The following is a 17,223-nucleotide window of genomic DNA, read 5'->3' on the forward strand; positions in this document are numbered from 1 at the left end:
TTCTTTGTGATTCTTGGGGCCTTAGTGACTTGGTGGCATCTAAAAATCATTAATATGAAAAGTATAAGAAACTATTTTTTGATAATCATGGTTACGTCAATCAACTTCATTTCGTCAGCTCAACCCAAACCTGCCAATGCATTTGGTCTGGTTTACAGGGATGCTATTACAGAAAATGTGCCCGGAAAGGTGAATATTCATCCTGTTACCTATAAACTGAATGACATTGATATCGCAGCCAATATTTATACACCTGCCAACTACGACCCGATGAAGAAATATCCAACGGTAGTGGTAGCTCACCCCAACGGCGGTGTGAAAGAGCAGGTAGCCGGACTATATGCGCAGCATTTAGCCGAATCGGGTTATATCGTCATTGCTGCTGATGCGTCGTACCAAGGAGCAAGTGGCGGAATACCCCGTAATGTGGATAAACCGGCTAATCGAATTGAAGACATTCGTGGCATGGCCGATTTCATTACCCAATATGCAGGAGTTGATGCCAGTCATTTAGGTTTATTGGGCATTTGCGGGGGTGGCGGCTATGCTTTAAAAGCGGCTCAAACCGACAAACGCTTTAAAGTAGTGGCTACCCTGAGTATGTTTAATTCCGGCGTGGTCAGGCGCAACGGATTCATGGATTCAGGACTGGCCACCATTCAGCAACGTTTAAAACAGGCTTCTGAAGCCCGTGCCTTGGAAGCGGCTGGCGGCGAAGTGCGTTATGCTGCCGATACTAAAATGACCGATGAAGAAATAGCTAAGCTGCCGTTTGATCTGTATCGCGAAGGCTACTTATATTATGGCAAAACCCATGCACACCCCAATTCCACCTTCAGGTACACCATGAGCAGCCTGCTCGATCTGATGGCTTTTGACGCATCCACCAACATGGATTTAATCAACCAGCCACTGTTGATGATGGCGGGAAGCAAAGCCGACACGTACTACATGACCGACAGTGCTTTCAACCTTGCTACCGGCACAAAGGAGAAAGAAATCTTTCTGATTCCGGGAGCTACCCACATTCAAACCTATTATGTTCCTGAATATGTAGCTCAGGCAATGAATAAACTCAACGAATTCTTTGGTAAATACTTATAAATAAAAGCAATATGAAAACAACAATTCTCGGTTTATTTTTAATTATTATGAGTACTCAATTGTCCTTTGGGCAACCTGGTTTAAATCCGACAAATAGAACCTTTACTGCTGTGGAACAGGAAGTTATTAATCTTTCAAAAGAAAAGTGGCAGTGGATGGCCGACAAAAATGCAGATAAACTGGCCGGTCTTTTTCACGAAAAATCGATGTTTGTTCACATGGGAGGATCGTGGGGAAAAGAACAGGAAGTCAATATCATTAAAAACGGCATGATCTGGTACAAGAAAGCGGACGTCCATGAGGTAACGGTTAATATCATTGACAATACTGCCATCCTGTTAAACCGAATCACACTTTTGGCTGTGGTTGGTGGAAACGAAGTAACCAATCCATTTATGGTTACAGAAGTCTATGTGAAACTGAACGGCAACTGGATCTTGGGCTCACTTTCGTTTTCCAAGTTAATGACACCAGGCGGACAGTAAATTATCATTAAAACAAATATTAAGATGAAAAAAATAGTAGCAGGTTTAGCCATTCTTATCAGTTTTAGTTTGAATGCCCAGCAAACTGTTGTCAATACTTCTCCGGAAGATGCACCAAAAGTTCAAACAGCTTCAGGGATCGTGCGCGGTATAACGGAAGGAGATGTTGAAAGTTTTAAAGGAATTCCTTATGCTGCTGCACCGGTTGGTGAGTTTCGCTGGCGTCCGCCTCAACCTGTGAAAACATGGCAGGGAGAGCGTGATGCGAGCAAATTTGGCGCAAGTTGCGCTCAGGCAGGATGGGGCGCTGCTCCGGGAGCTATTCAGGCGGGCTCGTCTGAAGATTGCCTGTTCCTGAACATCTGGAGACCTGCCGGTGCTGCAAAAAAAGCAAAACTGCCAGTCATGGTATGGATTCATGGTGGCGGCTTCACAGGTGGTAGCGGTAACACATCCGGAGACGGATTTGCAAAAAAAAGAGTTGTCCTGGTTACCATCAATTACCGTCTGGGGCGCCTGGGCCATTTCGCTTTCCCCGCATTGAGCAAGGAGCATCCAGAAGAACCCAAAGGCAGTTACGCCTTTATGGACCAGATTGCCGCATTAAAGTGGGTTCAGCAGAATATTGCTGCATTTGGTGGCGATCCTAAAAATGTGACCATTTTCGGTTTCTCTGCAGGTGGTGTTTCGATTCATTCACTTCTGACCATACCCGCAGCCAAGGGGCTTTTCCATAAGGCAATCGGTCATTCCAGCGGTGGCCGTGATGGTGTTTTGACTGGCAGACCGATCAATAAAGAAAATGCGAGTCCATATTATCCGGTTTCAGCAGAAACCATTGGCATTAATTTCGCCCGCAAACTTAAAATAGAAGGTACTGATGCAGCCGCTTTGGCTAAGTTACGCGCTTTGCCAGTAGCAGAGATTGTGAGTGGTGGGGAAACTGATGGCCAAGGGGGACCTCGTATCTATCCAGGCCCGATCCTCGACGGTAAGTTTGTCACAGAAACTGCTGAGAGCGCCTACAAGGCAGGTAGGCAAGCCCGCGTTCCGCTCATGATCGGGTGCAATAGTGCCGAAATAGGCGGCGGCTTTGTGAATACCAGCAGTTCAAAGGAAGAATTGTTTTCGATGTTCGGTGCACTAAAAGAAGAGGCAAAAGCCGCTTACGATCCTGATGGAACCAAAGAATTTGCTGAGGTACAAACAAGATTTAATACAGATAAAGTTTGGGCAGAGCCTGCGCGGTTCACCGCAAAATCTTTTGCAGCCGTTGGAGATCCGGCCTACGTTTTTCTCTTTTCGTACGTACCATCTGCAATGAAGGAACGGATGAAATATGGCCCCGGACACGGAACCGATATTTCGTTTGCGTTCGACAATCTGGGTATAGGAGGCTTCGGACCGCCTCCACCACCTCCTACAGCAGAGGACAAAGAGGTTGCCAGAATAATGAACGCCTATTGGGTAAACTTCGCGAAGACAGGCAATCCGAATGGCAAGGATCTTCCGAAATGGCCTTTATACAGTCCAAAATCCAACGAGATTCTCGATGTTCAATCGGATGGTAAACCCGTTGGTAAACCCGATCTATGGAAAGCGAGACTGGACGTGATTGAAAAGGCCGTGAACATGGGGGATAAATTGCAACCAAATGGAATTTAACCGGCGAAGTGACGCAATGCAAAATTGCGAATCGCTATAATTTGCTTATAACAACAGGAATCTTGATCGGGAATAGTGAAGTTTTCGGATCTCAAGGTTCCTGTTGTTTCATCTAAAAGGCAAACAATTCATAATCGTATCGTCTTATAAAAGATATAATTAGTATTGATAATCGAAAAAGATTGGATAAGTAAAAATGGTAGGATATTCCGTAATCCAGATACCATTATTCCCTATTATTCTTTAGACCTTTGTTTGGGAAAACATGAAAAAAAAGAAAATATGAATTCATTCCTTAAAATACCAGTAATAGTATTGTTGATGATTGTTGTTGGCTTGCCGTCAGGAGTAAATGCACAACAAGAAAGTACAGTTGAAGAACCGTTAAGCCGTAAATACCAGAGCATTATTTCCATTGCTGCATTAACGGCAAAGGGCGATTTAATAAAATTAAAGCCCGAGCTAAATGCAGGGCTTGATGCAGGTCTGACAATTAACCAAATTAAGGAAGTCCTCATTCATTTGTATGCCTACTGCGGTTTCCCAAGAAGTATTCGCGGGTTGCAAACTTTTATGGAAGTATTAAATGAACGCAAAGCCAAAGGAATCAACGATGAAACAGGCGCTGATGCATCGCCTATCAGTCAGGAACCGAACAAATACGAGCGTGGTAAAAAGGTATTGGGAGAACTCACAAAAGCGCCACAGAACGGCGCCTTGACCGGTTATTCAGCTTTTGCCCCTGTAATCGATACCTTCCTTAAAGAGCATTTGTTTGCCGATATTTTCGAACGGGATGTTTTAACTTATACCGAACGGGAATTGGTAACCATCTCGGTGATCAGTGCAATTGGAGGCGCAGAACCGATGCTGCGTTCGCACTTGAATATCTGCATTAGTTTAGGCTTAACTTCCTTACAGTTAAAGCAATTCATAAGTGTTATAAAATCAACAGCAGCTGAAAAAGAAGCCAATGATGCACAGACTGTTTTAGATGAGGTGCTGAAAAACGCACGGTAATTAAACTCAAAAAATGGATCAAAATGAAGACTATTTTAAAATTAAGTGTAATGTTTCTTTCGGTTTTATTGGTTGCCTGTAACAATATGAAGACTGAAACAGCGAAGGAACAAAATGCAGAGCTTGTTTTCCCAAAAGGGAATAAAGTTACCAACAACAACTTTACCGGTTCGGCGTGGGTGCAAATGTTTATGACCAACGACAGTACATATAATACCTCAATTGGTAATGTAACCTTTGAGCCAGGAGCAAGGACGAACTGGCACAAACATCCGGGCGGACAAATCCTCCTTGTTACCGACGGAAAAGGGTATTATCAGGAAAAAGGCAAACCCGCACAACTCATCCAAAAAGGCGATTTCGTCAGAATCCCGCCTGATACAGAGCACTGGCACGGTGCAGCGTCCGGTAGCGGACTTACTCATATCGCGATAAACCCTAATATCGACAAAGGAAGTGTGGTTTGGTCACAACCAGTTACAGATGAAGAGTATAACAAGGTGAATGAATGAAATTTTAAAACATTAATAGTGAAACAAGTCGTTTTAAACAATGGGGTTGAAATGCCCATTTTAGGATTTGGGGTATTTCAGATACCAGATCAAAAGGAATGTGAAAATAGTGTTATTGATGCCATTGAAGCAGGTTATCGGTTAATCGATACTGCCGCATCGTACATGAATGAAGTCGCAGTTGGCAATGCCATTAAAAGAAGCGGTGTTGCTAGGGAAGAGTTATTTATTACCACCAAGCTTTGGGTTCAGGATGCGGGCTACGAGAACACGAAAAAGGCTTTTGAAAAATCGTTAAACAAGCTGCAGCTGGATTATTTGGATTTGTACCTGATCCATCAGCCATACGGTGATGTGCATGGTTCGTGGAGAGCGATGGAAGAATTATACAAAGTGGGAAAAGTTAGAGCCATTGGAGTGAGCAACTTCCAGCCCGACCGTGTGATGGATATGATAACTTTCAATGAAGTTGTTCCTGCAGTAAACCAGATTGAAACCCACCCCTTCAATCAGCAAATAGAAACACAAAAATTCCTGGTAGAGAATGGGGTACAGATTGAATCCTGGGGGCCGTTTGCCGAAGGAAAGAATAACATTTTTCAAAATGAAGTTTTAGCTGCCATCGGTAGCAAATACAATAAATCGGTAGCTCAGGTTGTTCTTCGCGGGCTTACTCAAAGAGGTGTTGTTGCTATTCCGAAATCGGTAAAAAAGGAACGAATCAAGGAAAACTTCGACATTTTCGATTTTGAACTGAGTGCTGAAGATATGGAAGCCATTTCAACGCTTGACATGAAAACCAGCAGCTTTTTCGATCATCGCGATCCGGCAATTATAAAATGGTTGGGAAGCAGAATGCTTGATCTATAATTAGATAATTCTTAAACACATATAAAAATATCGTGAGGAAGTATTTTTTATTCAGTAATTTAAGATTTCCGACAAATAGTTCATTATTGCTATTTGTCTCTTTATTGCTTGGTTATAAGTCGTTTTCGCAGACCACCGAGAACAAAAAGTCGTATCGTTTCGGGACGGTTATAACAGTTACCAACAAAGGGATTTCAACAATTCCGAATTTAACCTTGGGGAAACCTGCCGTTTTATTCGATTTTGTCATTGGCGGCGACAGGCTTAGTTTCGAACCCTCGTTTCGGTTTGCCATGGAAGGTAAACCCTGGTCGTTTCTGTTTTGGTGGCGATATAAACTGATTGAATCGGAAAAAATGCATTTCACCATTGGCGCCCATCCGGCACTCTCATTTCGCCGAATGGTTGTGACCAAAAATGGTGTTACTAAGGAAGATATGCTTTTACGGCGTATCCTTGGCGCCGAACTTTCGCCAAACTACTCGTTTACAAAAAATATTAATGTTGGCTTATATTATTTGTACGCCTACGGAATAGAAAGCGATCTTTCGAAACACACAAACTTCATCAATTTGCGAACTACCATTTCTAATATTAAATTGTCAGATCAATATTCCCTGCGATTTTCGCCTCAATTTTACTACCTGAACATTGATAAAAAAGATGGTTTCTATTACAACCTAATTTTATCGATGAACAAAAAGAATTTTCCGCTCTCGGTTTCGGCTCTGGCCAATCGGGCTTTTACAACCAACATTACCACTAAAAAAGATTTGCTGTGGAATGTCAGCTTGATTTATAGTTTTAATGGCCGATTCAGCAAAATGTAGAATGAGCCTTTGAAGCATAGAAATAACTGATGTAAATAAACCAAAACAAATAATTTAAAATCACCTAATTTTTTAATTATGAAACTTTTACTCTTATACTTTCTGGTGTCATTGATGCTCTTTAAGGGTGTTAACGCACAGCAAATCAGTGAATTTCGCGAAGCAAACAGGACCGGTGTTTCATCTGAAACCGGGCTGTTGAAATCGTGGCCTGCCGAAGGCCCGAAACTGCTTTGGACAAACCTTGAACTCCCCAAAGGCAATTCTTCGGTTTCGTTTGGAAATAATGTCATATACACCACTGGCAAGGTTGGGGCGGATGACGTCTTGTTTGCACTGGACATGAATGGAAAAATTTTGTGGCAAACCGTCACTGGCCGTGCATGGACACAATCCTATCCGGAAAGTAGGTCCACTCCTACTGTTGAAGGCAATAAAGTATATACAACCAGCGGATATGGTGACATTGCCTGCATCGATGGAACTTCAGGAAAAGTAATCTGGAGCTACAAAGCCAGTGAAATGAACAAGGGCACGTATGGCATGTGGGGAATCGCAGAATCGCTGATAATCGATGGCGACAAACTTTATTTCACCCCGGGAGGGTCTGAAACAATGACAATGGCATTAAACAAAACAACCGGCGCAGTGCTTTGGAAGTCGGCAAGCCTGAATGATAAACCGGGCTATGTATCTCCTATCCTTGTCAGTTACGCAGGCAAAAAAATGATTGTTAATGTATCGTTGGGAAATGTTTTTGCCGTTGACGCCTCGAACGGGGAAATCCTTTGGAAGGTGCCCATTGACAAACCTGCCGGATTTAACTGGGACCTTATTTTGTGTGTTACCCCGTTATATCAGGATGGTATGGTTTACGTAACCGGTGGATACGATGTAGGCGGCATGATGGTCAAGATTGCAGATGATGGTAAAAGTGCCAGTGCCGTTTGGAAAGATCAGGTTCTGGATGTTCACCATGGCGGAGTTGTTCAGGTAGGTGGTTATATCTACGGTGCGAATTGGCTGAACAATGCCGATGGCAACTGGTGCTGCATCGATTGGAAAACCGGAGCAAAAAAATGGGAACAACATTGGGAATGTAAAGGTTCAATCATTTCAGCCGAAGGCATGCTTTATGTTTACGACGAGAAAAGAGGAAATGTGGGACTGCTAAAAGCCAACCCTGAAAAGTTCGATCTTGTCAGCAGCTTTCAGATTAAGCAAGGAGACGCCGGACCATTCTGGGCACATCCGGTAATCCACAACGGAGTCCTTTACATCAGGCACACCAATGCGCTGATGGCTTACGACATTAAGGCCATGTAGGCTGACTACTGATTAGATATTGGGATGCGTTATTGGAGATCTTGTCTGTCTGCAAGGCGGAATCCCAGTATCTTTTCAAAATTTCCTTAATGGATTAATGAATTTATAATCAATGTGTTTTGGTTAGGAGTTCTTCTGAAATAACAGCTACAGAATGAAAGAAATTACCACAATTAATAATAACGATTTAGCGATAGCCAAAGAAATTATCGACAATTGCGACACCGTTTTAATTGGAGCAGGTACAGGGTTGTCGGCTGCCGCGGGATTCTTAACTGACGATTTTGAAACGTTTAAAAGATTATTCCCGGGCTATACGCGCCGCTACGGATTACGAACTGTCGCCGAAGCTGTTTCCTTTTATTTTCCAAGCGCAGAAGAGCATTATGCTTTTCTGGCCCGCTATATTTCGGCCTTCCGATGTTCAACTCCTCCGGAAGATGTGTACACCAATTTACTCGATATGGTAAAAAGCAAACCGCATTTTGTGATTACCACTACAACCGACGGACAGTTTGTCAACGCTGGGTTTGAAAAGCAAAGAATCTATTCTCCGCATGGCGATCTTTCCTTTTTTCAGTGTTCAATGCCTTGCACGAAGAAATTAGTACCAAACCGAAAAATGGTTGAATTGATGCTGGATGATTTGTCTGAAAATCCATTCGCCATCCGAAGTTCAAATATACCAACCTGTCCACGGTGCGGAAGTTTTCTCGAACCCAATATCCTCGAATCGGTCAATTTTAATAGTATCCCGTGGATGCAAAAATCAACAGATTATATTGATTTTCTGAGAAATTCAGTAAAGGGGAAACTTGTTTTACTTGAGCTGGGTGTGGGCAGTGAAAGTTCAACAATAATCAGGTATCCATTCGAATATATAGCTGCCAATTATAAAAATTCGATCCTGATCAGGGTTAACCTAAACGATTACCTGACAGAAGTACCTTTTGCTGACAAACAAACATTATCCTATCGCATTGATATTAAGGAATTTTGCTCCTCTGTAACTCAGTATGTTTAGTTTTTATTCGAAATCATTTAAAAATAGATCAAAAAAAACCTTATAACCCATTGTATAAATAACATTAATAAATCAACAACCATGAAACTAAGGAAAGCTTTCATTTTAACCGTTATTATTTTTGCTTGTTTTACAAGTTTAATGGCCCAGGACTGGCCACAATACCTGGGTCCAAACCGGAACAGCATTTCAGACCAAAAGGGTATTTTACGCACATGGCCTGCAACCGGGCCGGAAGTTCTGTGGACTGTCAATGTAGGTATTGGCTACGGCGGTCCGGTAATTAAAGACGGAAAAGTTTATTTACTCGACCGCGACGATAAAGTAGGCGATATCCTTAAATGCTTCGATCTGTCTTCAGGAAAAGAACTTTGGAGCTTTGGATACGAAGCCCCAGGCTCGGTCATGTTTCCAGGTTCACGTAGTGTTCCGGCAATTGACGGTAATTATGTATATTCCTGCGGACCTTACGGAAACCTGTATTGCATCGACATCAACACACACAAACCTGTTTGGAATAAAAACGTCTGGACCGACTTTGGAGGCGATTCGGGCAATGCTCCCTCAAAAGAGCCGGCAGGTGGACAGGGCGGTTTTGGGGGGCGTGGAAATTTTCCAATCTGGGCTATTTCGCAGTGTCCTCTGGTTTATGGCGATTTACTTATTCTTGCATCTCAGGCACCTGGAGCCGGTGTGGTTGCTTACAACAAAAATACGGGCGACGTAGTGTGGAAAACACCCAATTTGGGTAACGAAAATTATGTCAGTCCGTCGGTTGTTAAAATAGATGGGAAAGACCAGATTGTAATGGTTATTTCATCTACAAATCCATTCGGACGATCAGAACAGGCTAAAACTTTGGGCAGTATAGTTGGAATAGAACCCTCTTCGGGAAAGATTCTATGGAAATTCGAAGGATGGGAATGCCATATTACTGTGGCAAGTGCAGTTGATGCCGGAGAAAACAGGATACTTGCTGTGGGGGGATATGAGTACGGCGCTTTGATGATAAAAGTAGAAAAACAGCCCAATGGTAGTTATGGCGCAAAAGAACTTTTTAAGACGGTAGAATTTGGTGATCAGACCAAAACTCCACTTTTATACAACGGTTATTTCTATGCCCAGTACGGAACCAATAACCGCCGCGACGGTTTGGTTTGCATGAACATGAATGGTGAAATCATGTGGAAAACAAAAAAGGAACCTGACTTTAATAAAGGCAGCATGATTTTGGCCGATGGTTTGATTTTGGCTACCGATGGTGCAAAAGCTTTGTACCTGATTGAACCCGATCCGACAGCATTTAAGCCCTTGGCAAAAACTGAATTGCTTACTGAAGTTAAAAGCGACAACCCGGGAGCAGCAAGGTTTGGAACTCAAAACTGGGCGCCAATCGCACTCGCTGATGGCAAACTATTGATCCGTGATCAAAGCCGGATGATGTGCGTGAAAGTTGCTAAATAACATTTTGAGAATATTAGCAAAACGAAATGAAAAAGTCAGTAATCATTCAGTATGTTACTCAATAGCTACTGACTTTTTTCATTTCTTAAAAACTACCAACTTAATTTTGTTGCTGGTGTAACCCACAAAAAGCCCAACCACCCATCTAAGGTGCAGTCCATGAATTGTTTTACGGCCAAAGCCTGTGGCAGGAGCCTTCCGCTTCTCTACATTACACTTCAGGGCTGCACTTCGTTCCGCCACCTTTCGTTACATTCCGTTCATTGTCAACCCCCAGCCTAGGCTACCCACGCAAGAGTGCTTCATTCATTCCATTTCGCTCAGGCCAACCCGCCGTTTCATTGCGCTCCCCTTTGGCTTTCCTGTCCCACGTTCCGAAACTCAAAGCCAAAACGGGAAGCTCCATTCCACCCACCCCAATTCGCTTCTTTGCATTCAGTCACCACACTTGCTTTTCCCTACCCAAACAGCAGTATGCACTGCGGTATAGTTTGCCCCGAAAGATAAAAACCTTAAATACTCCACCGCCCTTTATTGGTACAGGTAAAGATAAAGGAGCATTCGCGATTGGCCTTTGTGCTTGCAGCCGGTTCGTTTCACTCATTCAACCGTTCCATTCGTATCTCATTTCACTATTTCATTCGTTCACCTCACCAGCTTCAGCACCCTGCGTATAAGTGTTGACTTGTCCTAAAATAGGTTTACACTAAAAAGTGTAAAATGGAAGAGAAAAGTAAAGCTATTTCAGGATTAAAAAGGGGTAATTATTTTACCGATTCGGAACGTCACCAGATTATTCAAGAAATGATTTCATGCAAGTGTACCAAGCAAGAAATCTGGAAAAAGTACACAGGCGAAGAAGAAGAACATGGGCAATTGCTGCGCTGGATGCGCAAATTAGGTTACAATACCAAACTTCCAACAAGAAGGCCTAACTTCGTTGAAAATAATGGCGTTATGGCTAGAAAGAATACTGTTGTTGCATCAATTGGCGACTCATTTGAAAATCTTCAATTGAAAAAAAGGAACCTTGAGTTGGAATCCCAGTTGAGGGATGCAGAAATGAAAGCAGTTGCATTCTCGACTATGATTGACATTGCTGAGAAAGAATTTAACATTTCTATCAGAAAAAAAGTCAATACCAAACCATTGAAGAAATGAAGACTAATTTTTCACACATAGGCCTTGCCAAGCTATGTGGATGGTTTGGTTTAACCAGGCAGGCATACTATCAAAATGGATGGAAAGGTATGGAAGTTAGCATAGAAGAAGATATATTGCTATCAGAAGTCTCAAAAATCCGGGAAGGCCACAAAAGAATGGGTACACGTAAGTTGCATGACAAGCTTTGTAAGTTTATGATAGACCATCAAATCAAGATGGGCCGGGATGCTTTATTTGACTTGTTGTCATCAAACCACATGCTTGTAAGAAAAAGGACGAGGCGGATACAGACCACCCAGTCGCATCATTGGCTCAGGAAATATAAGAATTTGATACGAGGGTTTGTCCCAACAGGTCCGAACCAGCTTTGGGTGAGCGATATTACGTATTGGAAAATCAATGGGATTTATGTTTATATAAGTTTTATAACCGATGCATTTTCTCGCAAAGTAGTAGGCTATCATGTTGCCCTTTCATTAGAAACCGTTGAAACCATAGAAGCTCTTAAAATGGCACTCAGCGAACTGATATTAGGGCCGAATATCCAGTTAAACCTAATTCATCATTCCGACAGAGGAGTTCAATATTGCTGCAATGAGTATGTAAGATTATTGAATGAAAATCACATTCAAATTAGCATGACAGAAAACGGTGATCCTTTAGAGAATGCAATTGCCGAGAGATTAAATGGAATATTAAAAGACGAATATCTTAATGACAGTCCTGTTAAATCAATATACGAAGCAAGGTTATTATTGGCCAAGTCTGTTCGTCTGTATAATGAAGATAGGCCTCATATGAGTATTGGAAATCATTACCCAAGTCAAGTTCATCAACAAGGTTTAAAAACAAATAGATTATGGAAAAATTATTACAAGAAAAAACCTACCATTGTAAACCAATCTTAGGATTAATTTCTTGTGTAAACTTATATCAGGATTTAAGTATTAATCTGTAAACTTTTTTCAGGACGAGTCATGTTTCCTACCTCACACCCACACTTTTCCCCACCGACGGCAACGGCATTTTGAATTAATTTTACAAAAAAGCTTTATGGAATTACCTAGTCGAATGTAAGAACCCACGATTTTTCACGTTCGATTAGTTATGGAGGATAAATTGAAGGAGATGAGATAGAAGCTGACCTAGGGAGATAATGTAAGTTGTGTGCAAATTGTGTGCAAATAAAGAAAAAAGCAGTTACAAAATATTTTTGTAACTGCTTCTATTTCAATGCGTGGGCCCAACTGGGCTTGAACCAGTGACTCCCTGATTATGAGGATGTTACGAATAATTTTAATTAGTTTTATTTTTGTTAAGTTATTGATTATCAATATTCATTTTTTTGACGTTTTCAGTAAAATTACATTGGTTTATCATGATTTATCACAAAACCTAGCTCATAACCTAGCGTGGTTTTTGAAACAAACATTTGTCAGGATCAAACAAGAAATCTACAATGTTATTTGAAGTTAGAGAATGGTTGGGAGTGCTACAAACGCATGAAGCAAATTTAAACCAATTTAGACGTATTTCCTGTACATGGGAAAAAGCTTCTACATTCATTCCGAAACTACAATAATATCTAATCTATTATAAATGAGGAACAATTTCAGTGATCGTTATACTGCTATTGGCATTACCTCTAACGCAAAAGAAAGTCAATTTACCATTTATTTTAAATCCTTTGACAAATTCAGGTATAACACCATAAACGATAATATCTTTCTTAAGAAGACTGAACTTTCCCGTTGAGTTTTTCCATATTAAATTGTTAAGTATTATTCCTTCAGTTTTATCGAGGTCCGACGATTCAGCATCTATGCGGAATAGTTTGCCATAATGAAATGGATTTAAAACAATATCAAGATACCCATCATTGTCAATATCCATAACCTGAAACTCTCTAAATTGTAAATCTATCGGGCTAAACTCTATTTTTTGATCACTTGGTGTAAAATTGCCAGCACCGTCATTTAGCCAAATCTCTATTCCATTAAAATCTGTCCCCTCAGTGGCTACAGCCAAATCCAAATCTCCGTCATTATCAAAATCTGCCTCTTTTATTGATGTTGCACCTCTATCAGGGTTTTCAAAAACTCCCAGAGGACCTGGAGACTTGACCAATTCATAATGTCCCGTGTTCTGGTCAAACGAAAATATTGCAAAACTGTATCTTGGAGAAGGATATGTCGGGTTCTGACCATAATCAGCTTTTATAATTTCAGGTCTTGAATCTCCTAATACATCCGCTACTAATACAGCTCCTCCGCCATAGTTTTCAGTCACCTTAGATAATGAAATAATATCTCTATTTTCACTAAAAGTACCATCTGCATTTTGGGTATATGTATGCAAATTGTCGTTCGTCCAACTTCCTTTAGTTCCCATGTGTAAACCCACAATATCTTTCAATCCGTCATTATTTATATCTCCAGTGGAAACTGAATGATAAAAGCTCCGATCATTCGAAACGGTCGACCAACTTAATTTATCCCCAATTGTTCTGGCAACCATTAAATTCCCCATCGGCCATGTTCCTTCTTTTAATTCTAATCCTGTGTCTGAAAATACTATTGTTCCACGATCATCTAAAAAGTCATAATTTCTTGCACAACCCATTGACCCTGAAGAATAGTTATCTCCATAAACCCAAGAGTCTTCCTTTTTAATAAGATGAATTGCGGGAATAAGAGGTTCATTAAAAAATAAGGTAGGAGTGATAATCATGTTTTCAACGCCATCTTTCATATAAACTACAGTTCCCGATATACTTCCATTAACACCAGTATTTAAATTGTCATCTGAAATTCCAGGAATATTTATATTTATTGTGGAAGTTTTAGACGAATAAATTTCAGGACATAAAGTGGTAACTTGGTTTCCATACCCAGTTCCATAGGCATTTTTTGCATAGGCCCGAATATAATAACATGATTCTTCATTTAACCCATTAATTGCGCTAGTGAATGAACTACTACTCGATTTATCAATAATCTTATTGTCTAGAATTGTCGGGTTTTGAAAAATACTCCAGCAAACTCCTTGTTCCAGAATTGGACTATCTCCATTATCAGTGATATTCCCTCCCGTTGTTACTGAGGTTGAATTATTATTATATGGCGCTATTGTAGCTAATTGCGGTATATCACCTTTTATACATCTAACAGACAATCCATAAAGTTTATTTATCGTAGTAATTTGGCAAGAAGGATCGTTGATAATAAGACCCACACGGTAGGCATCTGAAGTAGAAGATTCGGTAGAACTCCACCAATATCCTTCATGTCCAATTCCCCAAAAGCCACTGTAACGATAACCTCCTGGTCCTGCGCTATATCCACTTTCGTTTGTTCCAGCTTGGATCGGTTGCTCCCAATGGGTTTTACCAGATTCTTTAAGCTTGTTTCCTGCTGAATTACCATCTAAATATGCGATCAAAGTTTTCCATTCTTCAGACGTTGGAATGTGCCAGCCAATTGGGGCAATCTTTAAAGTATCAGTTACTGTTGAATACTGATATAATGCACCAAAAAACTTAATATTGTTGGCGTTATTTTGGTACCAACAATATCCTCCAATATTTAATGAGTTGAGAGAATCCCAATCTTTGTCGTCATAAATTTGAGGGATTACATCTCCAGTTCTATATTTGGTTGTTCTTAAGTTTTCAGCCATCCAAAGCTGATTGCCAATTTTGACAACAGGATAATTATTACCGTCAGCATCGGCACATTCAACGAAATCAAAGGATAGTGTCTTGCTTTGAGTCGGAACATCCATTACAATAGTGCTGTACTTGCCAGAAGTTCCTTGAAATTTCAATCGATCACCTTCATTATATTGCCATGTTTGCTCTATGGATGCATTTTTAAGTGTTGTTTTATTTTGATTGACCTCGCTTAATCCATTATAAGTGATAGAAACGTTTGAATTCGTTTTGCCGTTGCAGACTACTTTTTGGGTAAACTTTCTATCTTCGAGTAACACCTGAATGGTAAAAACTCCATTACCTAATCCATCAATTTTAAAAGACTGAAATCCACTCTTAATTCTTTGTTGTTGCTCGTTAATCTCTCTTCCGCTAATATCATAAATGGCGACAGTAACCATTCCAGATTTTTGAGCTTCAAATTGGACTTGGAAATCACCAGAAGATGGATTCGGGTATACAATCATCGGATAGTCTATGTACTCCAATAATGGAGTGTTCCCGGTAACCTTATCCATCAAATGAAGCGTCTTTGAACCTGCAAAAGTGATGCTCTTACCTTGGGTAAGGTTTTCGACAGTTACAGTTTCAACCGTAGTACTTGATCCGGTACCTGAAAAATTGATTAGATAATTCTGAGCGTGAAGGATTAATACACTTAACGAGAGAAATATGAATAGAATTGGTTTTTTCATTGCATTGGGTTTTGTTAGCAGCCTGAAATTTACAAAATCTGTCTGAATGATTTCTATCCATTTTATAAATGGTGCCTTTGATGGATGAACCTTTGAATTTGAACGATTATTGGAAAAGTAAAGACCTTGCTCACTATTTTTAGTAAAGACAATCATTAATATCAAAGGTCTTTTCCATGTCAAGGCTAGCCAGATAATGTTCGGTAACCACACTATTGGAATGACCCAGCATTTCAGAAATCTCATCCTTGGATTTACCAGCTCTTTTCAGGGTTGTGGCGTAGCTATCGCGTGCCGTTTTCAGCTTCAGTTCCACCGATAAATTCAGTTTCTTACTGATTTCACCGAGTTTTTTGTTGATGGGTATTGTTACCCTGTTGATTTTATTTCGGAAGGTATTATCATTAAAATCTTCCTTGAAATACCCCAAAATAAACGGACTATCCTTCACTCCAACCTTGTCAATCAGTTCCTGCACCTTTGGAGTTATCGGAACTACAATGTCCTTTTTGTTATACCTGCGGGTTGTTTCGGTTTTCATTCTTTTGAACACGAAGTAATCACCTTTAATATTTGTCCACTTCATTCTGAGCAGGTCTGCCATGTTAATCCCGTTGCAGCGATACAGAAACAACCATATATCTCGTGCGTATTCGTGTTCGTCGCTGACAAATTCATCCAGCTCCGCAATTCGTTTAATTTCTTTATTGGAAAGAACCAGTTTCTGACCCCAGTAATTTCCGACAGAGTAACCGCCTTTGCCAAAAGGGTAGGTATAGGAATCCGGAATCAGCTTCTCAACCTTTGAAAAATGATTGATCAGACTTCGTAAATGGCGAATGTAGGATGAAGCCGTTGCTTCAGAACTACCTTTTAGAGTTCTTTCCCTTTCGAATTTATTCAACATGTCGGGTGTTACATCCCAAACTGTAATCCCAGGTTTAAAGGTTTCCAAAACGTTCTTCGTGGTCTTGTAATGGTCCTTGGTTCTGATCTTGATTTTATCGTTGGTTTCGAGATACCTGTCAAACAGATCACTGAGCATTAAACCTTCTGGAATGACTTTTTCTTCCTGATAGACGAGTTTTCTGAATTGAGTCTTGTCAAAGGGTTTCAACTGACCAAATATCCGTTCACATTTGGACAGGAACGTATTACAATCTTCACGAAATTTAACATGTTCTTCGTCCATTGACTTTCTGGTGAACACCAAGTCATACTGTTTCTTGTTAATTTTGACGATGTTCAGGAACATGACATCATTCCCGTTAACCATCCTTACGGTTAGGTTGTACTGGTTACTTTTCTTCTTAACCCGTGTGTCTAATACGATATTGAACTTTGCCATGGTG

At 40.7% G+C, this 17,223-nt stretch carries 15 protein-coding genes; 12 read left to right on the forward strand and 3 right to left on the reverse strand.

Annotated elements, in window-relative coordinates; genetic code table 11:
• Positions 1-54: 54 nt before the first annotated feature.
• The 10 genes from AQPE_RS10130 to AQPE_RS10175 all read left to right on the forward strand — a co-directional run bounded on the left by AQPE_RS10130 (position 55) and on the right by AQPE_RS10175 (position 10,300).
• Positions 55-1,104 carry an alpha/beta hydrolase gene (locus tag AQPE_RS10130; protein WP_318350941.1) on the forward strand — a complete coding sequence of 350 codons (1,050 nt, stop codon included), beginning with the start codon at positions 55-57 and terminating at the stop codon, positions 1,102-1,104.
• A gap of 11 nt (positions 1,105-1,115) precedes the next feature.
• Positions 1,116-1,589 (forward strand): nuclear transport factor 2 family protein, encoded by a 474-nt coding sequence (locus tag AQPE_RS10135; protein WP_318350942.1) that lies wholly within the window; start codon positions 1,116-1,118, stop codon positions 1,587-1,589.
• 24 nt (positions 1,590-1,613) lie between these two features.
• Positions 1,614-3,254 carry a carboxylesterase/lipase family protein gene (locus AQPE_RS10140; protein WP_318350943.1) on the forward strand — a complete coding sequence of 547 codons (1,641 nt, stop codon included), beginning with the start codon at positions 1,614-1,616 and terminating at the stop codon, positions 3,252-3,254.
• A 282-nt stretch (positions 3,255-3,536) separates the two neighbouring features.
• Entirely contained in the window at positions 3,537-4,274 is a 738-nt protein-coding gene (locus AQPE_RS10145) for a carboxymuconolactone decarboxylase family protein (RefSeq protein ID WP_318350944.1), read from the forward strand.
• Positions 4,275-4,297: 23 nt separating this feature from the next.
• Positions 4,298-4,786 carry a (R)-mandelonitrile lyase gene (locus AQPE_RS10150; RefSeq protein WP_318350945.1) on the forward strand — a complete coding sequence of 163 codons (489 nt, stop codon included), beginning with the start codon at positions 4,298-4,300 and terminating at the stop codon, positions 4,784-4,786.
• Positions 4,787-4,804: 18 nt separating this feature from the next.
• Positions 4,805-5,656: an aldo/keto reductase gene (locus tag AQPE_RS10155; protein ID WP_318350946.1), complete on the forward strand. Its 852-nt coding sequence runs from the start codon at positions 4,805-4,807 to the stop codon at positions 5,654-5,656.
• Between the two features lie 86 nt (positions 5,657-5,742).
• Complete coding sequence (locus AQPE_RS10160; RefSeq protein ID WP_318350947.1) at positions 5,743-6,486, forward strand: hypothetical protein; 744 nt, start codon at positions 5,743-5,745, stop codon at positions 6,484-6,486.
• 78 nt (positions 6,487-6,564) lie between these two features.
• The gene (locus AQPE_RS10165) at positions 6,565-7,812 is read left to right on the forward strand and encodes a PQQ-binding-like beta-propeller repeat protein (protein ID WP_318350948.1); all 1,248 of its coding nucleotides are present in this window, start codon (positions 6,565-6,567) and stop codon (positions 7,810-7,812) included.
• Positions 7,813-7,966: 154 nt separating this feature from the next.
• On the forward strand, positions 7,967-8,836 hold the full coding sequence (locus AQPE_RS10170) for an SIR2 family NAD-dependent protein deacylase (RefSeq protein WP_318350949.1): 870 nt from the start codon (positions 7,967-7,969) through the stop codon (positions 8,834-8,836).
• Positions 8,837-8,917: 81 nt separating this feature from the next.
• Entirely contained in the window at positions 8,918-10,300 is a 1,383-nt protein-coding gene (locus AQPE_RS10175) for an outer membrane protein assembly factor BamB family protein (RefSeq protein ID WP_318350950.1), read from the forward strand.
• Positions 10,301-10,583: 283 nt separating this feature from the next.
• On the opposite strand, the gene AQPE_RS10180 is transcribed toward AQPE_RS10175, so the two are convergent.
• Positions 10,584-10,706, reverse strand: coding sequence for a hypothetical protein (locus tag AQPE_RS10180; RefSeq protein ID WP_318350951.1), 123 nt, complete (start codon positions 10,704-10,706; stop codon positions 10,584-10,586).
• A gap of 314 nt (positions 10,707-11,020) precedes the next feature.
• Between AQPE_RS10180 and AQPE_RS10185 the strand changes: the two genes are divergently transcribed.
• Both AQPE_RS10185 and AQPE_RS10190 read left to right on the forward strand, forming a co-directional pair.
• Positions 11,021-11,461: a hypothetical protein gene (locus AQPE_RS10185; RefSeq protein WP_318347998.1), complete on the forward strand. Its 441-nt coding sequence runs from the start codon at positions 11,021-11,023 to the stop codon at positions 11,459-11,461.
• Positions 11,458-12,372 (forward strand): IS3 family transposase, encoded by a 915-nt coding sequence (locus AQPE_RS10190; RefSeq protein ID WP_318350952.1) that lies wholly within the window; start codon positions 11,458-11,460, stop codon positions 12,370-12,372. The genes AQPE_RS10185 and AQPE_RS10190 overlap by 4 nt, the downstream gene beginning before the upstream one ends.
• 685 nt (positions 12,373-13,057) lie before the next feature.
• Here the strand turns inward: AQPE_RS10190 and AQPE_RS10195 are convergent.
• Together AQPE_RS10195 and AQPE_RS10200 are read right to left on the reverse strand one after the other, a co-directional pair.
• On the reverse strand, positions 13,058-15,871 hold the full coding sequence (locus AQPE_RS10195; protein WP_318350953.1) for an FISUMP domain-containing protein: 2,814 nt from the start codon (positions 15,869-15,871) through the stop codon (positions 13,058-13,060).
• 139 nt (positions 15,872-16,010) lie between these two features.
• A complete protein-coding gene (locus AQPE_RS10200; protein ID WP_318350954.1) occupies positions 16,011-17,219 on the reverse strand; it encodes a tyrosine-type recombinase/integrase in 1,209 nt (402 codons plus the stop codon).
• Positions 17,220-17,223: the final 4 nt, after the last annotated feature.

This window comes from Aquipluma nitroreducens, from assembly GCF_009689585.1.
In the GTDB taxonomy this organism is placed as follows: domain Bacteria; phylum Bacteroidota; class Bacteroidia; order Bacteroidales; family Prolixibacteraceae; genus Aquipluma; species Aquipluma nitroreducens.